This is a genomic window from Ancylobacter sp. WKF20, assembly GCF_029760895.1.
In the GTDB taxonomy this organism is placed as follows: domain Bacteria; phylum Pseudomonadota; class Alphaproteobacteria; order Rhizobiales; family Xanthobacteraceae; genus Ancylobacter.
The window spans coordinates 2,039,911-2,057,277 of record NZ_CP121679.1; the positions used below are offsets into that span (position 1 = coordinate 2,039,911).

At 67.5% G+C, this 17,367-nt stretch carries 13 protein-coding genes; 5 read left to right on the plus strand and 8 right to left on the minus strand.

From position 1 onward, the window contains the following. Positions 1 to 44: 44 nt before the first annotated feature. A complete protein-coding gene (locus AncyloWKF20_RS09565) occupies positions 45 to 1,715 on the plus strand; it encodes an amidohydrolase (RefSeq protein ID WP_279317616.1) in 1,671 nt (556 codons plus the stop codon). Here AncyloWKF20_RS09565 and AncyloWKF20_RS09570 read toward each other — a convergent pair. Next, positions 1,694 to 3,154 (minus strand): amidase, encoded by a 1,461-nt coding sequence (locus AncyloWKF20_RS09570; RefSeq protein ID WP_279317617.1) that lies wholly within the window; start codon positions 3,152 to 3,154, stop codon positions 1,694 to 1,696. The genes AncyloWKF20_RS09565 and AncyloWKF20_RS09570 overlap by 22 nt on opposite strands. Before the next feature lie 192 nt (positions 3,155 to 3,346). Beyond that, the gene (locus AncyloWKF20_RS09575) at positions 3,347 to 3,826 is read right to left on the minus strand and encodes a BA14K family protein (RefSeq protein ID WP_279317618.1); all 480 of its coding nucleotides are present in this window, start codon (positions 3,824 to 3,826) and stop codon (positions 3,347 to 3,349) included. A gap of 470 nt (positions 3,827 to 4,296) precedes the next feature. Here AncyloWKF20_RS09575 and AncyloWKF20_RS09580 point away from each other — a divergent pair, with 470 nt between their 5' ends. Further along, positions 4,297 to 7,434, plus strand: a complete 3,138-nt coding sequence (locus AncyloWKF20_RS09580) for an autotransporter domain-containing protein (protein ID WP_279317619.1) — start codon at positions 4,297 to 4,299, stop codon at positions 7,432 to 7,434. Between the two features lie 8 nt (positions 7,435 to 7,442). On the opposite strand, the gene AncyloWKF20_RS09585 is transcribed toward AncyloWKF20_RS09580, so the two are convergent. The 6 genes from AncyloWKF20_RS09585 to AncyloWKF20_RS09610 form a co-directional block, all read right to left on the minus strand. Beyond that, on the minus strand, positions 7,443 to 7,880 hold the full coding sequence (locus tag AncyloWKF20_RS09585; RefSeq protein ID WP_279317620.1) for a heme-binding protein: 438 nt from the start codon (positions 7,878 to 7,880) through the stop codon (positions 7,443 to 7,445). A gap of 136 nt (positions 7,881 to 8,016) precedes the next feature. After that, positions 8,017 to 9,030 carry an amino acid ABC transporter substrate-binding protein gene (locus AncyloWKF20_RS09590; protein WP_279317621.1) on the minus strand — a complete coding sequence of 338 codons (1,014 nt, stop codon included), beginning with the start codon at positions 9,028 to 9,030 and terminating at the stop codon, positions 8,017 to 8,019. A gap of 34 nt (positions 9,031 to 9,064) precedes the next feature. Beyond that, the gene (locus AncyloWKF20_RS09595; protein WP_279317622.1) at positions 9,065 to 9,682 is read right to left on the minus strand and encodes a L,D-transpeptidase; all 618 of its coding nucleotides are present in this window, start codon (positions 9,680 to 9,682) and stop codon (positions 9,065 to 9,067) included. 224 nt (positions 9,683 to 9,906) lie between these two features. Continuing rightward, positions 9,907 to 11,232 (minus strand): xylose isomerase, encoded by a 1,326-nt coding sequence (gene xylA / locus AncyloWKF20_RS09600; RefSeq protein ID WP_279317623.1) that lies wholly within the window; start codon positions 11,230 to 11,232, stop codon positions 9,907 to 9,909. Further along, positions 11,229 to 12,686, minus strand: coding sequence for a xylulokinase (gene xylB / locus AncyloWKF20_RS09605; RefSeq protein WP_279317624.1), 1,458 nt, complete (start codon positions 12,684 to 12,686; stop codon positions 11,229 to 11,231). Before xylB ends, xylA begins: the two co-directional genes overlap by 4 nt. Before the next feature lie 32 nt (positions 12,687 to 12,718). Then, positions 12,719 to 13,756: a LacI family DNA-binding transcriptional regulator gene (locus tag AncyloWKF20_RS09610; RefSeq protein WP_279317625.1), complete on the minus strand. Its 1,038-nt coding sequence runs from the start codon at positions 13,754 to 13,756 to the stop codon at positions 12,719 to 12,721. A gap of 279 nt (positions 13,757 to 14,035) precedes the next feature. Here AncyloWKF20_RS09610 and xylF point away from each other — a divergent pair, with 279 nt between their 5' ends. The 3 genes from xylF to AncyloWKF20_RS09625 all read left to right on the plus strand — a co-directional run bounded on the left by xylF (position 14,036) and on the right by AncyloWKF20_RS09625 (position 17,318). After that, complete coding sequence (gene xylF / locus AncyloWKF20_RS09615; protein WP_279317626.1) at positions 14,036 to 15,076, plus strand: D-xylose ABC transporter substrate-binding protein; 1,041 nt, start codon at positions 14,036 to 14,038, stop codon at positions 15,074 to 15,076. A 111-nt stretch (positions 15,077 to 15,187) separates the two neighbouring features. Beyond that, entirely contained in the window at positions 15,188 to 16,498 is a 1,311-nt protein-coding gene (locus tag AncyloWKF20_RS09620) for a sugar ABC transporter permease (RefSeq protein ID WP_279317627.1), read from the plus strand. Between the two features lie 10 nt (positions 16,499 to 16,508). Beyond that, positions 16,509 to 17,318, plus strand: a complete 810-nt coding sequence (locus AncyloWKF20_RS09625; RefSeq protein WP_279317628.1) for an ATP-binding cassette domain-containing protein — start codon at positions 16,509 to 16,511, stop codon at positions 17,316 to 17,318. Positions 17,319 to 17,367: the final 49 nt, after the last annotated feature.

Sequence of the window (17,367 nt, forward strand, 5' to 3'; positions counted from 1 at the left end):
GAATGTGATCAAATTTTGGGACGGTCTAAAATTTGGGAGCCGCCATGCCGACCGCCGATCTCGTGATCGAAAATGCCCGCCTCATCACCCTTGATCCGACCCGCCCGCGGGCTGAGGCGATCGCGCTGAAGGACGGCCTCATTCTGGCGGTGGGCTCGCGCGCGGACATCGCGGAGATCGCCCCCACGGCCACCCGGCGGATCGATGCCGGGGGCGCTAGCGTGCTGCCGGGCTTCATCGACAGCCACATCCATCTCTTCACCGGCGGCGCGCAGCTCTCCAACCTGTCGCTCGCCGGTGTGACGGGCTTCGACGCCATCGCCGCGGCAGTGCGCGCCCGGGCGGCGGCCGAGCCGGGCGATGGCCTGCTCATGGTCGAGCAGGCCGCCTATGCCATGTTTGGCGCCGATGAGCCGATCACCCGGCATATCCTCGACCGCGTGCTCCCCGATCGCCCCCTCGCCTTCTTCGCCAGCGACCATCACACCATGTGGGCGAACACCCCGGCGCTGAAGCTCGCCGGCATCCTCACCGGCTATGCCACGCCGCCGGGCGCCGAGGTGGTGATGGGCGCCGATGGTCTCGCCACAGGCGAACTGTTGGAGTTCGAGGCCTTCGCGCCCATGGCGGCCCTCTCCCCGAGCGGTGGGCGCGACGCGCTGGGACTGCTCGGCAAGGAACCCGCCTCCCCGCCGACGGCCGCCCAGCGGGCCGTGGACCGCTCGCTCATCGAGCGTGGCCTCGCCTATTGCGCCTCGCTGGGCATCACCAGCTTCCACAACATGGACGGCAACTTCTATCAGCTGGAGCTGATGGAGGAGATCGAGCGCGCCGGCGGGATGATCGTGCGCGGACGCGTGCCCTTCCGCTACATCCCCGGCATGACGCTGGCCGATCTCGGCAAGGCCGAGGAGATGCGCCGGCGCTGGACGTCCGACCGGCTGAAGGCGGATTTCGTCAAGATCTTCATGGATGGCGTGGTGGAATCCTACACCGCCCACATGTTCGAGGATTATTGCGGCCGGCCAGGCGTGAAGGGCTCGTCCTTCTTCGAGGCGGAGGAGTTCGATGCCATCTGCGTCGAGGCCGACCGGCTCGGCTTCCAGATCGCTGTCCACGCCATTGGCGACGCGGCGGTCAACCGCACGCTGAACGGCTATGAGGCGGCCCGCCGCGCCAATGGCCCGCGCGACAGCCGGCACCGCATCGAACACATCGAACTGCTCGCCCCCGCAGATCTGCCGCGCTTCACCGAGCTCGGCGTCATCGCCTCGATGCAGCCGACCCATGCACCGGGCGGCGCCTACCCGACCGAGCCGATCCTCTCCATGATCGGCAAGGAACGGCTGAAGTTCGGTTACTCCTGGCAGACCATCCGCAACACCGGCGCGCGGCTCGTCTTCGCCAGCGACTGGCCGGTGGCCGCCCTCGATCCGCTCTATGGCATCAAGACCGCGATGACGCGCGGCCCGATCTTCGAGGGCGCGCCGGATGAACGGCAGTCGCTCATCGACTCGATCGCCGGCTTCACCGCGGATGGCGCCTTCACCGAGTTCACGGAAGACCGCAAGGGCGTGCTGAAGCCCAGCTACATGGCCGACGTCGTGATCCTCTCCGGCGACATCGAGGCGACGGCGCCGGAGGCCATTGATGAGCTGAGGGTCGCCGCCACGATCTGCGGCGGCGACATCACCTATGAGCGCAGCGCCGCGTAGCTGACGGGCGGGCGCTTGTCGAACCACGGCAGCGCCTCCTCGATGCGGGCGCTGAGGTTGATGAGCAGTTCGTCATTGCCGAAGGCCGCGGCGATCTGCACGCCCACCGGCAGCCCGTCCGCCGTCCAGTGCAGCGGCAGCGAGGCGGCGGGCTGGCCGGAGGCGTTGAACGCGGCGGTGAAGGGCGAGTAGGCGAAAACCTGTCCGGGCCCCATGCGGTAGTCGACATAATCGTCGGAGCGATGGTTGAACCGCCCGAGCTGCGCCGGCGGCTCGGCCAAAGTCGCCGTCAGCAGCACGTCGTAGCGCTCGAAGAAGGTCGCCATCTCGCGCCCATAGGCGTGGACCTTGTTGATCGACTCGAGATAGTCCGCACCGCTCACCGTGCGGGCATAGGCGATGGCGCCGCGCGCAATCCCCTCGATCTCGCCCTCTTCCAGCGGCCGGCCGCGCCGGCGCACGGCGCTCTCCACCGAGAGCGCGGAACCGCAGGCGACGATCTTGGTCCAGGCCGCCATCATGCCGGGCGTGTCGGACTGCGGCAGCGCCTCCTCTACGATATGGCCCATGCTCTCCAGCAGCTTCGCTGCCCTCTCTACCGCCGCCCGGCACTCGGGATGGATGGCTTCCCCGACCAGCGAGGTGGTGGCGAAGCCGACGCGCAGACGCCGGGTGGGCAGGTCCATCGCCTTGCGGTAGCCGGTCTCCAGCGGGGGAGCGACATAGGGAGCGCCGAGGTCCGGCCCCTGGCAGGCATCCAGCAGCACGGCGCTGTCGCGCACGGAGCGGGTGAGGAAGCCATCAATCGCCATGCCGGCCCAGCCTTCCCCGACATAGGGACCATCAGGCAGGCGGGCGCGCGTCGCCTTGAAGCCGTAGAGACCGCAGCTCGAGGCGGGAATGCGCACCGAGCCACCACCATCCGACCCATGCGCCGCCGGCAGGATGCCCGCCGCGACCGCCGCACCCGCTCCACCCGAGGAGCCGCCGGGCGTGTGGGCGAGATTCCACGGATTATGGGTCGGCCCGCCATAGACGGCAGCCTCGGTTGTCGGCCCGACGCCGCCCTCGGGCGAGGTGGTGCGTCCGAAGGTCACCAGTCCCGCCGCCTTGATGCGGGCATAGATCGAGGAATCCTTGCCGTAATGGGTATCGGCGAAGAGCCGCGAGCCGTTGTTCGAGGGAAAATCGATCGCCTCGCAGCCGAGATCCTTGATAAGGAACGGCACGCCGCGCAGCGGACCCTCGCACAGCCCCTCACTGATCAGCCGGCGGGCGACATTCTCCCGCAACATGGTGACGGCGTTTAGCTTGGGGTTCAGCGCTTCCACGCGGCGCAACGCTTCGTCCAGCAACTCGCCGGGCGTGACCTCGCGCGTGCGGACCAGCTCGGCCAGCCCCACGGCGTCGCTGCGATCATAGAGAGTGGCAATATCCACGATTGAGATTTCCTGCCGAAGGCGGCCGCTCATCGTGTCGGCGCGCCGGACTCACGGGATGCCGACCGGAGAGGCGGCGCATCTTTGTGAGCCGGGCCGGTGCCGGACGCAATCCATGGCGTAGCGGAACGCCGCAACAGAAAACGCCCGCCCTGCCTTGGCAGGACGGGCGCTCATCTTGGTAAAAACGGATCAGCTATAGGGCGAAACGCACTGCTGGCGCGGGCCGCCATAAGGCTGGAACGTGTTGTCCGAGGCGCGGTACGAGCGGTACTGCTGCGAGCACCACGACACATGTCCGCCGCCCCCGGCCGGGGCCGAATAGCTGGGCTGCGCGGCGATCGCGCCGCCGATCAGCGCGCCAGCCGCGAAGGCCCCAGCGGGGAACCACCAGCCATTATGCTGGCGATAGCCCGGACGGTAGTAATTATAGCCCCGCTGGCCATTGTAATAATGGCGGTTGGCCTGGCGGTAATAGCCGCGATTGGGCCGCTCCATGTGAGGGCCACGCCCGTAATGGCGGCCGGGCCGCGCCTGCGTGTGCTGAACGAGTTCGCTCATGCTGCCATTGCGCGAGGTACCCGTGTCATTCCATGGGGCGGCGACGGCGGGCGCGAGACTCGCCAAGAAAAGCGTCGCTGCAGCGGCGATGGCGACGGTAAATTTCTTCATGATTCTTATCCTCGAAGACAGCTTTCCGGACAGATACGATAATCTTAACGTCAGAAAAGAGCTCGTTTGGCGATCAATGCGACACAATTCTATGACGCACTTAATCGCCGGAGCGAGTGACTGTACCGAGACAACTCCGTTAAAAGGAGTCGGTTCCGCTAAACTTTATCGAGAAGTTTCGCACCGCTTGAAACGAGCGGACAGTGACAAATTAAACTCCTATCGCGCGGCGTTGATGCCGCACGAATTGGGATAACGTGAGAGACGACTTGATAGGGGGACGCGCACGCGTTTAGCGTCTTCCCGGGGAATGGGCAGGTGACAGCAGCCACAAGTGGGGCGGGGCTATGACGCGTATAAACAGGAGCGGTCGCGGCGCACCGCAGCTTTTCACCACAGTCACGGTGGTGATGGGCGCTCTCCTTCTCGGCTCTCATGCGGGGCAGGCGCAGACACCAGGCTGCGGCAGCATGAACGCCTGCAACGAGATCTTGCTGGGCAACTTCGCCACCTTGGCGACAACCCCGGAGGGCCAGGCTGTGCTTCAGCAGAACGAGGCCACGGTGATCTCGATCTATGCCTCGTCAAGCTATGAACGCAAACAGACCGCCGCGCTCGACAGCCAGCTTCAAGGCACGGTGATCTATTACAATATCTGGAATCATGCCGTTCCCGAGCTGAGCGACCTGATGAACGCTGGCTCGCTGCTGAACCCCGGGCCGAACGCACCGAGCGGCGCCTATCTCGGCGTAACGGACACGCTGATGGGCGAACTCGGGCATTTGGCTGGCACGATGAAGACCTATTTCGCCGGGCTCCCCACGCCGACCTACAACGCGGCCTACACCGTGCTGCCGCAATATGTGGCGCAAAATCCGCTCGACCCCCGCCCCTTCGTGGTCTTCGACGCGATCAACAGCAATCCCTGGACCACAGAACAGACGTCCGCCCTCGCGGTCACGATCCAGCAAAGCAGCGCCGTGCCGTCCGGCTATCAGGCGCAGGATTGGGGGGGCTACGTGACAAGCCCGGGCTTTCCGAGCGGGCATTCGACGGCCGGGAACACACTGGCCATCCTGACCGGCATCATGGCCCCGCAATACTACAAGGACTTCCTGATGGCGGGCATCGAGTTCGCCCTCTCCAGGAACATCTTCGGCGTCCACCACCCGATCGACACCATCGGCGGCCGCCTGATCGCCACCTACAATATCGCCCGCTGGTTGAATGGCGACAGTTACAGCGTTCCGCTTTCGGAGCTGACGGCTGCGAGCGCCGAGCTTCAGGGGCTCATTGGCGGCGGTAACGGGTCGCCCTATGCCGCGGCCTGTGCCGGCGATGTGGTGGGCTGCATCCGCGCCGGGGCCATTCCCACCGCCGCGGAGTTCGCCGCACCCCGCGACTACTACACCTACTACCTGACCTATGGCCTGCCCAGCATCGGCACGACCGGCCTCGCCCCCGTCGTGCCGCAAGGGGCGGAAGCGTTGATCGCCTCGCGTTTTCCCTACCTCTCGGCCGCCCAGCGCCGGGAAGTGCTGGTGACCACGGAGATCGATTCGGGCAGCCTGTTCGATAATGGATCGGGCTGGGCGCGGCTGAACCTCTACGCCGCTGCGGACGGCTTCGGCGCGCTCAATTGCGGTGGCGAAGGCGCGACGGGCTGCATCCAGGTCGTCACCATGAGCAGCGCCGCCGGGGGCTACAGCGCCTTCGATGTGTGGGCCAATGACATCGGTGGCGACGGCGGACTTGAGCTCGTCGGTGACGGCGCCCTCGTGCTCGCGGGCAACGCCTCCTACACCGGCGGCACGACTGTCAGCGGTGGCCTGCTGGCGGTGTCGGGCTCGCTGGTCGGCGCGGTCACGATCGCTCCCGGCGCCAGCTTCTACAATGCGGGAACCGTGACGGCGGTCGGCGGCAGCCTGATCGTCAATAACGGCGCGCTGCTGAATGACGGCACGCTGGCGAGTTCCGTCACCTCCTCCGGCAGCTTCAGCAACAACGGCACGGTGATCGGCAGCGTGACGAGCGACGGCCAGTATGGGGGCACCGGCGCCATTACTGGAAATCTCGACATCCTCGCGGGCACCGTGGCACCCGGCAATTCCATCGGCACCGTCACGGTCGGCGGTAATGTCATCATCGCTCCCGGCGCCGTCTATGCGGCCGAGATCGGGGCCGGGGGCTCCAGCGATCTCATCGCTGCGGGCGGGACCGCAACCGTCACGGGGGCGAGGCTCGAACTCATAGCGCAGCCCGGAACGGTCGTCGGATTTTCGCGCTTCAGTGTGCTGAACGCCACCGGCGGTGTCATTGGGAGCTTCGCGACCGTGAACGACCCGTTCGGCGCTGCCTATCCGTTCCTCGACATCGCCCTCAGCTATGATGCGGGCGGCGTGACAGCTCAGAGCGTGCGCAGCGACGTGCCGCTGGCCTTGGCGGCGCGGACGCACAACCAGGTCGCCGTTGCCAACGCGCTTGAGACCATCCCGACCGACACGGCCACCAGCGGCCCCAGCCTTGCCGACGCGGTGTTCTCGCTGAATTTCGACACCGCTCCCTCGGCTCTCGCGCAGCTCGCCGGCGGCATCGGCCCCTCGACCGCCAGCGTTCTGGTGGGAGACAGCCACATCCTGCGCGACATGGCCGGCGCCCGTCTGCGCGCGGACGCGGATGGTTCGGCTCCGGCCGGGATGTCGGTCGCGCCGCTGTTCTACGCCACACCGCCGGCCTCCCCGGCTCCGTTCCCGACAAAGGCCGGAACCGAGGCCCCCGCCCCGGCGCTGGCGACGCTTTGGGCCCAAGGCTTCGGCGCCTGGTCGACCCTCGACGGCTCAAGCAATGCAGCAGGCGTCGCCAGCGATACGGGCGGCTTCGTCATGGGCGCGGACGCGGTGCTCGCCGATTGGCGGCTCGGCATTCTCGGCGGCTACAGCACCACCTCGGTCAATCTCGATGGTCAGGCCTCTGCCGCCGATGCCGATAGCTGGCACGCTGGCATCTATGCCGGCCGCGACTGGGGCGCGCTGGCGGTGCGGGCGGGAATCGCCAACAGCTGGAGCCAAATCGACACCAGCCGGAGCGTTGCCTTCAACGGCTTTGCGGAAACGCTGAGCGGCGCCTACGACGCGAGCCTGTTTCAGGCTTTCGGCGAGCTTGGCTACGGCGTCGAGATGGGCGCGCTACGGGCCGAGCCCTTCGCCAACCTCGCCTATGTCCGGTACGCGGCCGACAGCTACAGCGAGACGGGCGGCGAGGCCGCGCTTGACGTCGACAGCGCCGATGTCGCGACCACTTTCTCGACGCTTGGCCTGCGTGTGACCCAGGCGGTTCCCGTGGGTGGCGCGACCGGCCTGCTGTCGGCGGCCATCGGTTGGCAGCATGCCTTTGGCGACACGCTGCCCAGCCAGAGCCAGAGCTTCGCCATCGGCAGTTCGTCCTTCACCACCACCGGCGTCCCCATCGCCGAGGACGCGGCTCTGGTGGAGGCAGGTATCGCCCTGCCCGTCGGCCCGCTCGGCCAGCTCGCGCTGGCCTATGGCGGCCAGTTCGGTGACGGGACGACGCAGAACAGCGTCACCGCTGCCCTGCGCATCCGGTTCTAGGCGGTAGCTCAGTCGGCGCCGGGGTCGCCAGCGAGCCCTGCCGCCGCGATGCCGGCGAGCGCCGCCGCCTCGTCATTCTCCGAGGTGTCGCCGGAAATGCCGACGGCGCCGACCAGCGCGCCCTGCCCATCGCGGATCAGCACGCCGCCCGGCACCGGCACCAGCGCGCCGCCGACCACGTGGCTGACCGCGCCGACGAAAAAGGCCTGCTCCTTGGCGCGCTTGAAGATGGAGCGCGAGCCCATGCCGAGCGAGAGCGCGCCATAGGCCTTGCCATGGGCGATCTCGAAACGCTTGAGGCTCGTGCCATCCTCGGAGGCGGCGGCCTTCACGGCGCCGCGCGCATCGAGCACGACCACGGCCATCGGCTTGAAATTGCCGGCGCGGCACTGCTCCAGCGCGGTGGCGAGAATCGTCTGGGCGGCGGCAAGGCTGAGTTCGGACATGATCCCTCCCCTGGGATGTCGTGGTTGTTCTGATGCCGCCCAATGCGCCCGGAACCGCGCGCCCGTCAACGGGCCGGCATGAAAAAGCCGGCGGTTCGCGAGCCGCCGGCTATGGTGTTTCAGAGCGCCGCCAACTTCAGCGGATCGGCGGGGCGTACTGGATGCCGCCCATGCTCCAGAGCTGGTTGATGCCGCGCGGAATCCCGAGCTTGGAGCCGGTGCCGACATTGCGCTCGAACACCTCGCCGTAATTGCCGACGCTCTTGATGATGCGAACGGCCCAGTCCTTGGTCAGGCCGAGCTGTTCGCCATAGGTGCCGTCCGTGCCGACGAAGCGCTTCACATCCGGCTTCTGCGAGCCAAGCGCCTGATCGAGCGTCGCCTGGCTGATGCCGAGCTCCTCGGCGTTGAGCAGCGCGAACAGGCTCCACTTCATCACGTTCAGCCACGCATCGTCGCCCTGCCGCACCACGGGGCCGAGCGGCTCCTTGGAGATGACGTCGGGCAGCACGACATGGTCGGCGGGCTTGGGCAGCTTCAGGCGCAGCGCATAGAGCTGAGAGACGTCGGTGGTCAGCACGTCGCATTTGCCGTCGGCATAGGCCTTCACGACCTCGTCGACGGTCGGCAGTTCGATCAACTCCAGCGCCATGTTGTTCTGGCGGAAATAGTCCTGCGCGTTCAGCGCGCTGGTGGTGCCGCGCTGGGTGCAGACCTTGGAGTTGTTCAGCTCCAGCGCCCCCATCACGTTCTTCGAGGCCGGCACGAGGAAGCCCTGGCCGTCATAATAGGAGATGCCGGCGAAGAGCAGCTTGAGCTCCGCCTCGCGCTGCAGCGTCCAGGTCGAGTTCCGCGAGAGCAGGTCAACCTCGCCCTTCTGCAGAGCCGGGAAGCGCGCCTCCGCGGAGAGCGGCACATACTCGACCTTTGTCGCGTCACCGAGCACGGCGGCGGCCACACCCTTGCAGAAATCAACGTCGAAGCCGGTCCACTGGCCCTTGTCGTCCTTGGCCGAGAAGCCGTCGAGCCCCTGGCTCACGCCGCATTTCAGCGTGCCGCGCGCCTTCACATCGGCAAGCGTATCGGCGTGCGCGAGGCCCGTCGCGAAGAGAGCGCCGGCAGCGGCCAGCGCACATGCGAGCTTGTTCATAATTCCCCCAGTCGAACGATGCGATGCAGCGGCGTCAGAGTTCCGGCGCCTGCCGGATCACGACCTTGGTGCCCACGGGCACGCGGTTGTAGAGGTCCTGCACGTCCGAGTTCACCAGACGGAAGCAGCCCGACGACACGGCCATGCCGATCGTGTCCGGCATGTTGGTGCCATGGATGCGGTAGACGGTCTGGCCGAGATAGAGCGCGGCCGCGCCCATCGGGTTGCCGGGGCCGCCGGCCATGAAGCGCGGCAGATAAGGCTGGCGCTGGATCATTTCCGGCGGCGGCGTCCAGTCCGGCCACTCGGCCTTGCGGCTCACCTTCTGCAGGCCCGACCACTGGAAGCCCTCGCGCCCGACGCCGATGCCGTAGCGCAGCGCGCTGGACGGGCCGAGCACCAGATAGAGGAACCGCTCATTGGTGTGGATGATGATCGTGCCGGGCGGCTCGTTGTTGCGGAAGAACACGGGCTGGCGGCGCAGCTGCGGGTCGAGCTGCTCCTCGTCCGGCGCAGGCACATAGCCTGGCTTTTCCGGCACGTCGACGATCTGGTTGCTGAGCGCCGCAGGCGGGCGCATCTGGGCGTCGGCGGCGGTGATGGAAAGGGCCGCGGCAGCAACCGCCATGAGGCCCGTCAGACGAAGGCGCATTTCCTACCCCTTTAAGGCTTCGCCGTTTTCGGCGAGCTTCATTCACGCGCGTGACGGGCCCATGATGGCCCTGCCACGGCGCAACGACGCCGGACGACGATTCAACAGTCGCTCCCGGTGCCGATCGAAAGGGGGAATTGCCGCCAAGTCAATCATGCACGTCGATCACAAAGAGCCGCCTGCGCCAGCTCGCGGGTGCCGGCGCAGGCGGGATTTCCGCTGGATCAGCGGAAATAGCTGCCCGCAAGGGCTTCAAGCCGCTCCTGCTGGCCGGAACGCGGCTGCGGGTTCAGATTCTCCGACGCCACGCGGGCGGCGATCGAGTCGAGGGAGGCGCCCGGCTCCAGCATCGCCTTGTTGGCGGGCTGCTCCCACCCGGCATAGCGGGCGTCGACCGCCTTCTGCAGGGCGCCATCCTCGATCATGTCGGCGGCGACCAGCAGGGCGCGCGCGCACACATCCATCGCGGCCGCATGGGCGATGACGAGATCTTCCGGGTCGATCGACTGGCGGCGCACCTTGGCGTCGAAATTCGTGCCGCCGGTGGTGTAGCCGCCGGCGCGCAGGATCTCGTAGAAGGCGAGCGCGGTGTCCTCGACATTGGTGGGGAACTGGTCGGTGTCCCAGCCGGACTGCGCATCGCCCTTGTTCATGTCGATCGAGCCGAACACGCCCAGCGCAGCGGCCATGGCGATCTCATGCTCGAAGCTGTGGCCCGCGAGGGTCGCGTGGTTCGCCTCGATGTTGAGCTTCACTTCCTTTTCGAGCCCGGCGCGGCACAGCAGGCCGTACACGGTCGAGACGTCGAAATCGTACTGGTGCTTGGTCGGCTCCTGCGGCTTCGGCTCGATCAGGATCGTGCCCTTGAAGCCGATCTTGTGCTTGTGCTCGACGACCATGTTGAGGAAGCGCCCGAGCTGGTCGAGCTCGCGCTTCAGGTCGGTGTTGAGCAGGGTCTCATAGCCCTCGCGGCCGCCCCACAGCACATAGTTCTCGCCGCCCAGCTCATGGGTGACTTCCAGCACGTTCTTCACCTGCGCGGCGGCATAGGCGAACACGTCCGGGTCGGGGTTGGTCGCGGCGCCCGCCATGAAGCGGCGGTTGGAGAACAGGTTGGCCGTGCCCCAGAGCAGCTTGGTCTTCGAGGTCTCCATCTTCCGCGCGAAGATCTCGGCGATCGCCCGCACATTGGCGTTCGACTCGGCGAGCGTCGCGCCTTCCGGGGCGATGTCGCGGTCGTGGAAGGCGAAGAACGGCACGTCGAGGATGTTGAACAGCTCGAAGGCGATGTCCGCCTTGGCGCGCGCCAGCGTCATCTCGTCGGCGCCGTGCATCCACGGGCGGAAGAAGGTCTCGCCGCCGAACGGGTCGCCACCCGGCCAGGTGAAGCTGTGCCAATAGGCGACGGCGAAGCGCAGATGCTCTTCCATTCGCTTGCCGAGCACGACGCGGTCCTTGTCGTACCAGCGGAAGCTGAACGGGTCGTGGCTGTCCGGGCCGGCATATGTGAGCGGCGCGGTGGTGGGGAAGAACCCGGTCGGGCTGGTCATGACGTCGCTCCCTTCAAGGCGGGGTACAGGGCCCGGTAACGGGCGTGCCGCGCCGCATAGGCGTTTTGCAGGTCGGGGGTGGGATGAATGGTCTCGAGCCGGCGCGGCGGCAGGCACACGCTGGAGGGCGCCTCCCCGGTGGCGGCCATGCGGGCGAGACGTGCGGCGCCGAAGGCCCCGCCGCGCTCGCCATCCTCGATGCGGTTGAGCGGCAGGCCGAGCACATTGGCCAGCACGCCGATCCAGAAGCGCGAGCGCGAGCCTCCGCCGATGACGTCGGCCTGATCGAGCTTCGTGCCCGCCGCGCCGAGCGCGTCGAGGCAGTCCTTGAAGGCGAAGGCGACGCCTTCCAGCACCGCCTGCGTCAACGTCTCGCGCGAGGCGTCATGGTCGAGCCCGATGAAGGCGCCGCGGATCGCGGTGTCGTTGTGCGGCGTGCGCTCGCCGGAGAGATAGGGCAGGAACAGCGCCGGCGAGGGCGCGCTTGGCGCGTCGCCGAGCGGCGCGAGCAGGTCGCCCGGCGCGATCTTCATCGCCTCCGACCACCAGCCGAGCGCCGAGGCGGCGGAGAGGATCACGCCCATCTGGTGCCAGGTGGCGGGGATGGCGTGGCAGAAGGCGTGGACGCTCGACTGGGGGTTGGGCGCATAGCGATCCGTCGTCGCCCACAGCACCCCGGAGGTGCCGAGCGAGACGAAGGCATTGCCCGCGCCGATCGCCCCGAGGCCGACAGCGCCAGCGGCATTGTCGCCCGCCCCGCCCGCCAGCACCGGCGGCGTCGCCATGCCCCAGCGCGCGGCGAGTTCCCCCTTGATCCGGCCCGCCGCCGCATTGCCCTCGACGAGGCGTGGCATGTGATCGCGCGAGAGATCGGTGGCGGCGAGCGCCTCGTCCGACCAGTCGCGACGCGCCACGTCGAGCCAGAGCGTGCCGGAGGCGTCGGACATTTCCTCGACCATCTCGCCGGTCAGGCGATAGCCGACATAGGCCTTGGGCAGCAGCACCTTGGCGGTGCGGGCGAAAATCTCCGGCTCGTGCTTCTTCACCCAGATCAGCTTGGGCGCGGTGAAGCCGGGAAAGGCGAGATTGCCGGCCACCTGGTGCAGTGCTGGGAAGCGTTCTTCAAGCTCACGGCATTCCGCCGAGGAGCGGCCGTCATTCCACAGGATCGCCGGGCGCAGCACCGCGCCGGCGGCATCCAGCAGCACCGCGCCGTGCATCTGGCCGGAGAGGCCGATGCCCTGCACGGCCGACAGCGCCGCCGGCTGCTGGGCCTTGAGCGCGTCGATGCTGTCGAGCGTCGCCTGCCACCAGTCTTCCGGGTTCTGCTCGCTGAAGCCAGGATGCGGGCGCGAGATGGCGAGCGGCGTCTCGGTGGTGGCGAGCACCTTCTGGTCGCCGTCGACCAGCACCGCCTTGACGGCGGAGGTTCCGATATCGAGGCCGAGAAACATGCCTCACATTCCTTGTACGCGGAGGGGTGGGATCACGGGAGGTTGTCCCGCAGGAAGATGTCGATGCGGATACGCTCCTGCTCGTTGAGCAGCGGCTCCCCAGCGCAATGGGCCAGCAGGACACGGGCAGCCGAGCGCGACTGGTGGCCGGCATCCTGGTTGATGACCGCGTCCATCACGCCGCGCAGCAGGAAGCGGCGCGTGTCGTCGGTGAGGTCATGGCCGATAAAGACGAGGCTCTCAGTCCGGTCCGCCGCCACGATGGCGGTGCCGATGCCGCGATTGCCGGCGCCAACATTGTAGATGCCGAGCAGATCCGGAACCTCGCGCAGCAGGCGGGCGGTGATGGCCTCGGCGCGTTCCTCATCGTCGAGGCTTTCCTGCGCGGGGAGCACGGTAAGGCCGGGATACTCGCCCGACAACACCTGCATGAAGCCGAACTGCCGCTCGGCATGGTCGCGCAGCGCCGGTGTGCCGACGATCAGCCCGATGGAACCCGTGCGCCCGCCGACGAATCGACCGATCAGCGTGCCAGCGGTGCGCCCAGCGGCGATGTTGTCGATGCCGACATAATGCAGCCGGTGCGAGGATGGCACGTCCGAGACCAGCGTGACGACCGCGATGCCGGACGACACGAGATCGTCGATCGCCGCCCGCACGCGCGGGTGATCGAGCGCGACCACCGCCACGCCGTCATAGCGACCCATCAGACCCTCGAGGGTCGCGGCCAGCGTTTCCGGGGCGAAGACATCGACGCGCACTGTGTCGATATAGGCGTTGTTAGCGGCGAGCCATTGGGCGGTGTTGGCGACCTGCTCGGCCAGCATCCGCATGAAGACGTTCGAGCCCGCCGGCAGCACGAAACAGAATCGGTAGGTCTCGCCCCGCGCCAGACGCGCCGCGGCGAGGTTCGGCCGGTAACCCAGACGCGCCACCGCGTCCTTCACCCGCCCGGCGGTCGCATCGCGCACGCCGGTCCGCCCGTTGAGCACGCGATCAGCCGTCGCCAGCGAAACGCCGGCCTCGCGGGCCACGTCCTGGAGGGTGATGCGTGAAAGGGGTCTGGACATACCGTCATGTTGCCCTCAAAATCTGAGGTACGCAACTCAGGACGCGAAGCCTTGAGATTAGACCAAAAGGTCAGGGTCATTGCCTAAGGAATTTGCTAATCACTGCCGCTGACCCGTCTTTTTGAGGTATGATGAGGTTCAGTCGGTCTTGCACGACCGACCAAAAAACAGGGCGTTTCGTCCCTTTGAGGTTCGAACGTCAAAAATGACCGCGGCACGCCTCAGGCTGAGGCGCCAATGCCGAGCGGCGCCCCGCATCTCACCCTTTGGGAGGAACGCATGAAGTCGAGCCTGAGCCTTACCCTCGCCGCGCTGGCGACCGTCGTCACCGTAGGCGCCGCCCGCGCCGCCGAGCCCGTGGTCGGCGTCTCCTGGTCGAACTTCCAGGAAGAGCGCTGGAAGACCGACGAGGCCGCCATCAAGAAGGCGCTCGCTGCCGCCGGCGCCAAGTACATTTCCGCCGATGCGCAGTCCTCGGCCGCCAAGCAGCTCTCGGATGTCGAGGCGCTGATCGCGCAGGGCGCCACCGCCCTCATCATCCTCGCGCAGGATTCGGACGCCATCGCCCCCGCCATCACCAAGGCGCAGAACGAGGGCATCCCGGTCGTCGGCTATGACCGCCTGATCGAGAACCCCTATGCCTACTACATCACCTTCGACAACAAGGAAGTCGGCCGCCTGCAGGCGCTCGAAGTCGCGAAGGTGAAGCCGAAGGGCAATTACATCTTCATCAAGGGCTCGGCCTCCGACCCGAATGCCGACTTCCTGTTCTCCGGCCAGATGGAAGCCCTCAAGGCCGCCATCGACAAGGGCGACATCAAGAATGTCGGCGAGGCCTATACCGACAGCTGGCTGCCGGCCAATGCCCAGCGCAATACCGAGCAGATGCTGACCGCCAACAACAACAAGGTGGACGCGGTCGTCGCCTCCAATGACGGCACCGCCGGCGGCGCCATTGCCGCCCTCGCCGCGCAGGGCCTTGCCGGCTCCGTGCCGGTCTCGGGCCAGGACGCCGACTTCGCCGCGCTGAACCGCATCGCGCTCGGCACCCAGACTGTGTCGGTGTGGAAGGACTCGCGCGAACTCGGCAAGAAGGCCGCTGAAATCGCCCTCGCGCTCGCCAAGGGCACCGATGCCAAGGCGATCCCCGGCACCACCACCTTCACCGGCGGGCCGAAGAAGCAGGCGATGAACTCGACCTTCCTGAAGCCGATCCCGATCACCAAGGACAATCTGGGCGTGATCATCGAGGCCGGCTGGGTGCCGAAGGCGACCGTCTGCCAGGGCGTGAAGCCCGGCACGGTCAAGGCCTGCGACTGACCCTAGAGAGCATGCGGCGGGGCTTCGGTCCCGCCGCATCCCCATAAGGCGCCCCGCGCGACAGGCCTGAGGCCCGCGCGGCCACGCTCCGCCGCCCCCAGGAGGACGCTCATGACCGAAACCACGACGGCGGCCACGCCCGTCTCGTCATCCCCACCCCAGGCCGCGCCGACCTCGTTCATCCGCGCGCTTGAAATCGACATGCGCTTCCTCGGCATGGTCGGCGCCCTCGCCGCCATCTGGATCGTCTTCGACTTCCTGGCCGACGGCACCTTCCTGACCCCGCGCAATCTCTGGAACCTCTCGGTCCAGAGCTCGTCCATCGCGGTGATGTCGACCGGCATGGTGCTCATCATCGTGATGCGCCACATCGACCTGTCGGTCGGCTCGATCCTCGGCGTCACCGGCATGATCATGGCGGTGTTCCAGGTCAGCTATCTGATGCCGACCTTCGGCTTCAACCATCCCGCCGTCATGGCGCTCACGCTCATCGCCGGAATCGCGGTGGGCGCGGCCATCGGCGCGCTGCACGGCTTCGTCATCGCCTATCTCGGCGTGCCCGCCTTCATCGTCACGCTGGGCGGCCTTCTGGTCTGGCGCGGCGCCGCCTGGGCGGTGGCCGAGGGCAAGACCATTCCGCTGGTCGACGACAATTTCAAGCTGCTCGGCGGCGGCGCCAGTGGCTCCATCGGCGCCACCTGGAGCTGGGTCGTCGCGGTGATCGCCTGCCTCGCCATCGCCTTCGCGACGGTGCAGGCGCGCCGCCAGCGCCAGCGCTTCCACTTCCCGCTGAAGCCCGTCTGGGCCGAGGTGACGACCATCGTCGCCGGCTGCCTCGCGGTGATCGGCGCGACGCTGATCGTCAACGCCTACACGCTCCCCGCCGCGCTCGCCCGCCGCTACGCCGAGGCCGCCGGCATCGAAGTGCCGCCGGAGGGTCTGAGCATCAGCTTCGGCTATGCCGTGCCCGTGCTGGTAGCGCTGGCCGTCGGCATCGTCATGACCTTCGTGACCAACCGCACCCGCTTTGGCCGCTACGTCTTCGCCATTGGCGGCAACCCGGAAGCGGCCGAACTCGCCGGCATCAACACCAAGCGCGTGACGCTCGCCGTCTTCGCGCTGATGGGGGCGCTCGCCGCCATCGGCGCGGCGATCTCCACCGCCCGCCTCAACTCGGCGACCAACGCGCAGGGCACGCTGGACGAGCTCTACGTCATCGCCGCGGCGGTGATCGGCGGCACCTCGCTCTCGGGCGGCTCGGGCACCATCGCCGGCGCCATGATCGGCGCGCTGGTGATGCAGAGCCTTCAGTCGGGCATGGTGCTGATGCGGGTCGACACGCCGTACCAGAACATCGTGGTCGGCATCGTCCTCGTGTTCGCGGTGTGGCTGGACACCGTCTACCGCAAGCGCTTCAAGTGAGGGCCGGCACATGAACAGCGTCGCAACCACCACCGCACCCGCCGCCCGCACCGGCACGCCGCTCGTCGAGATGCGCGACATCGCCATCTCCTTCGGCGGCATCCGCGCCGTCGACAATGTCAGCGTCGATCTGCATCCGGGCGAGGTCGTCGGCCTGCTCGGCCACAATGGCGCGGGCAAGTCCACCCTCATCAAGATCCTCGCCGGCGCCTACCGGCCGGATTCCGGCGAGATCCGTATCGGCGGCGAGAAGGCCGACATCTCAAACCCGCGCGACGCCAAGCGCTACGGCATCGAGACGATCTACCAGACGCTGGCGCTCGCCGATAATGTCGACGCCGCCGCCAATCTCTTCCTCGGCCGCGAGCTGATGACCCCCTGGGGCACGCTCGACGACGTGGCCATGGAGGCGGCGACGCGCGAGGTGATGGGCCGCCTCAACCCGAACTTCCGCAAGTTCAAGGAGCCGGTACGCGGCCTCTCCGGCGGCCAGCGCCAGTCGGTCGCCATCGCCCGCGCCATCCACTTCAACGCCAAGATCCTGATCATGGACGAGCCGACCGCCGCGCTCGGCCCGCAGGAGACGGCGCAGGTGGGCGAGCTGATCAAGCAGCTCAAGGCGGAAGGCATCGGCATCTTCCTCATCAGCCACGACATCCACGATGTGTTCGACCTCGCGGACCGGGTGAGCGTGATGAAGAACGGCAAGCTGGTGGGCAGCGCCCGTACGACGGACGTCACCAAGGACGAGGTGCTCGGCATGATCATCCTCGGCAAGTGCCCGCCCGGCGCCACGCCCGGCCCCGGCGCCAGCTTGTGAAACCTTCCGGGACAGCGGCGCCGTGCCGCTGTTCCGGGCCGGCCTAAGG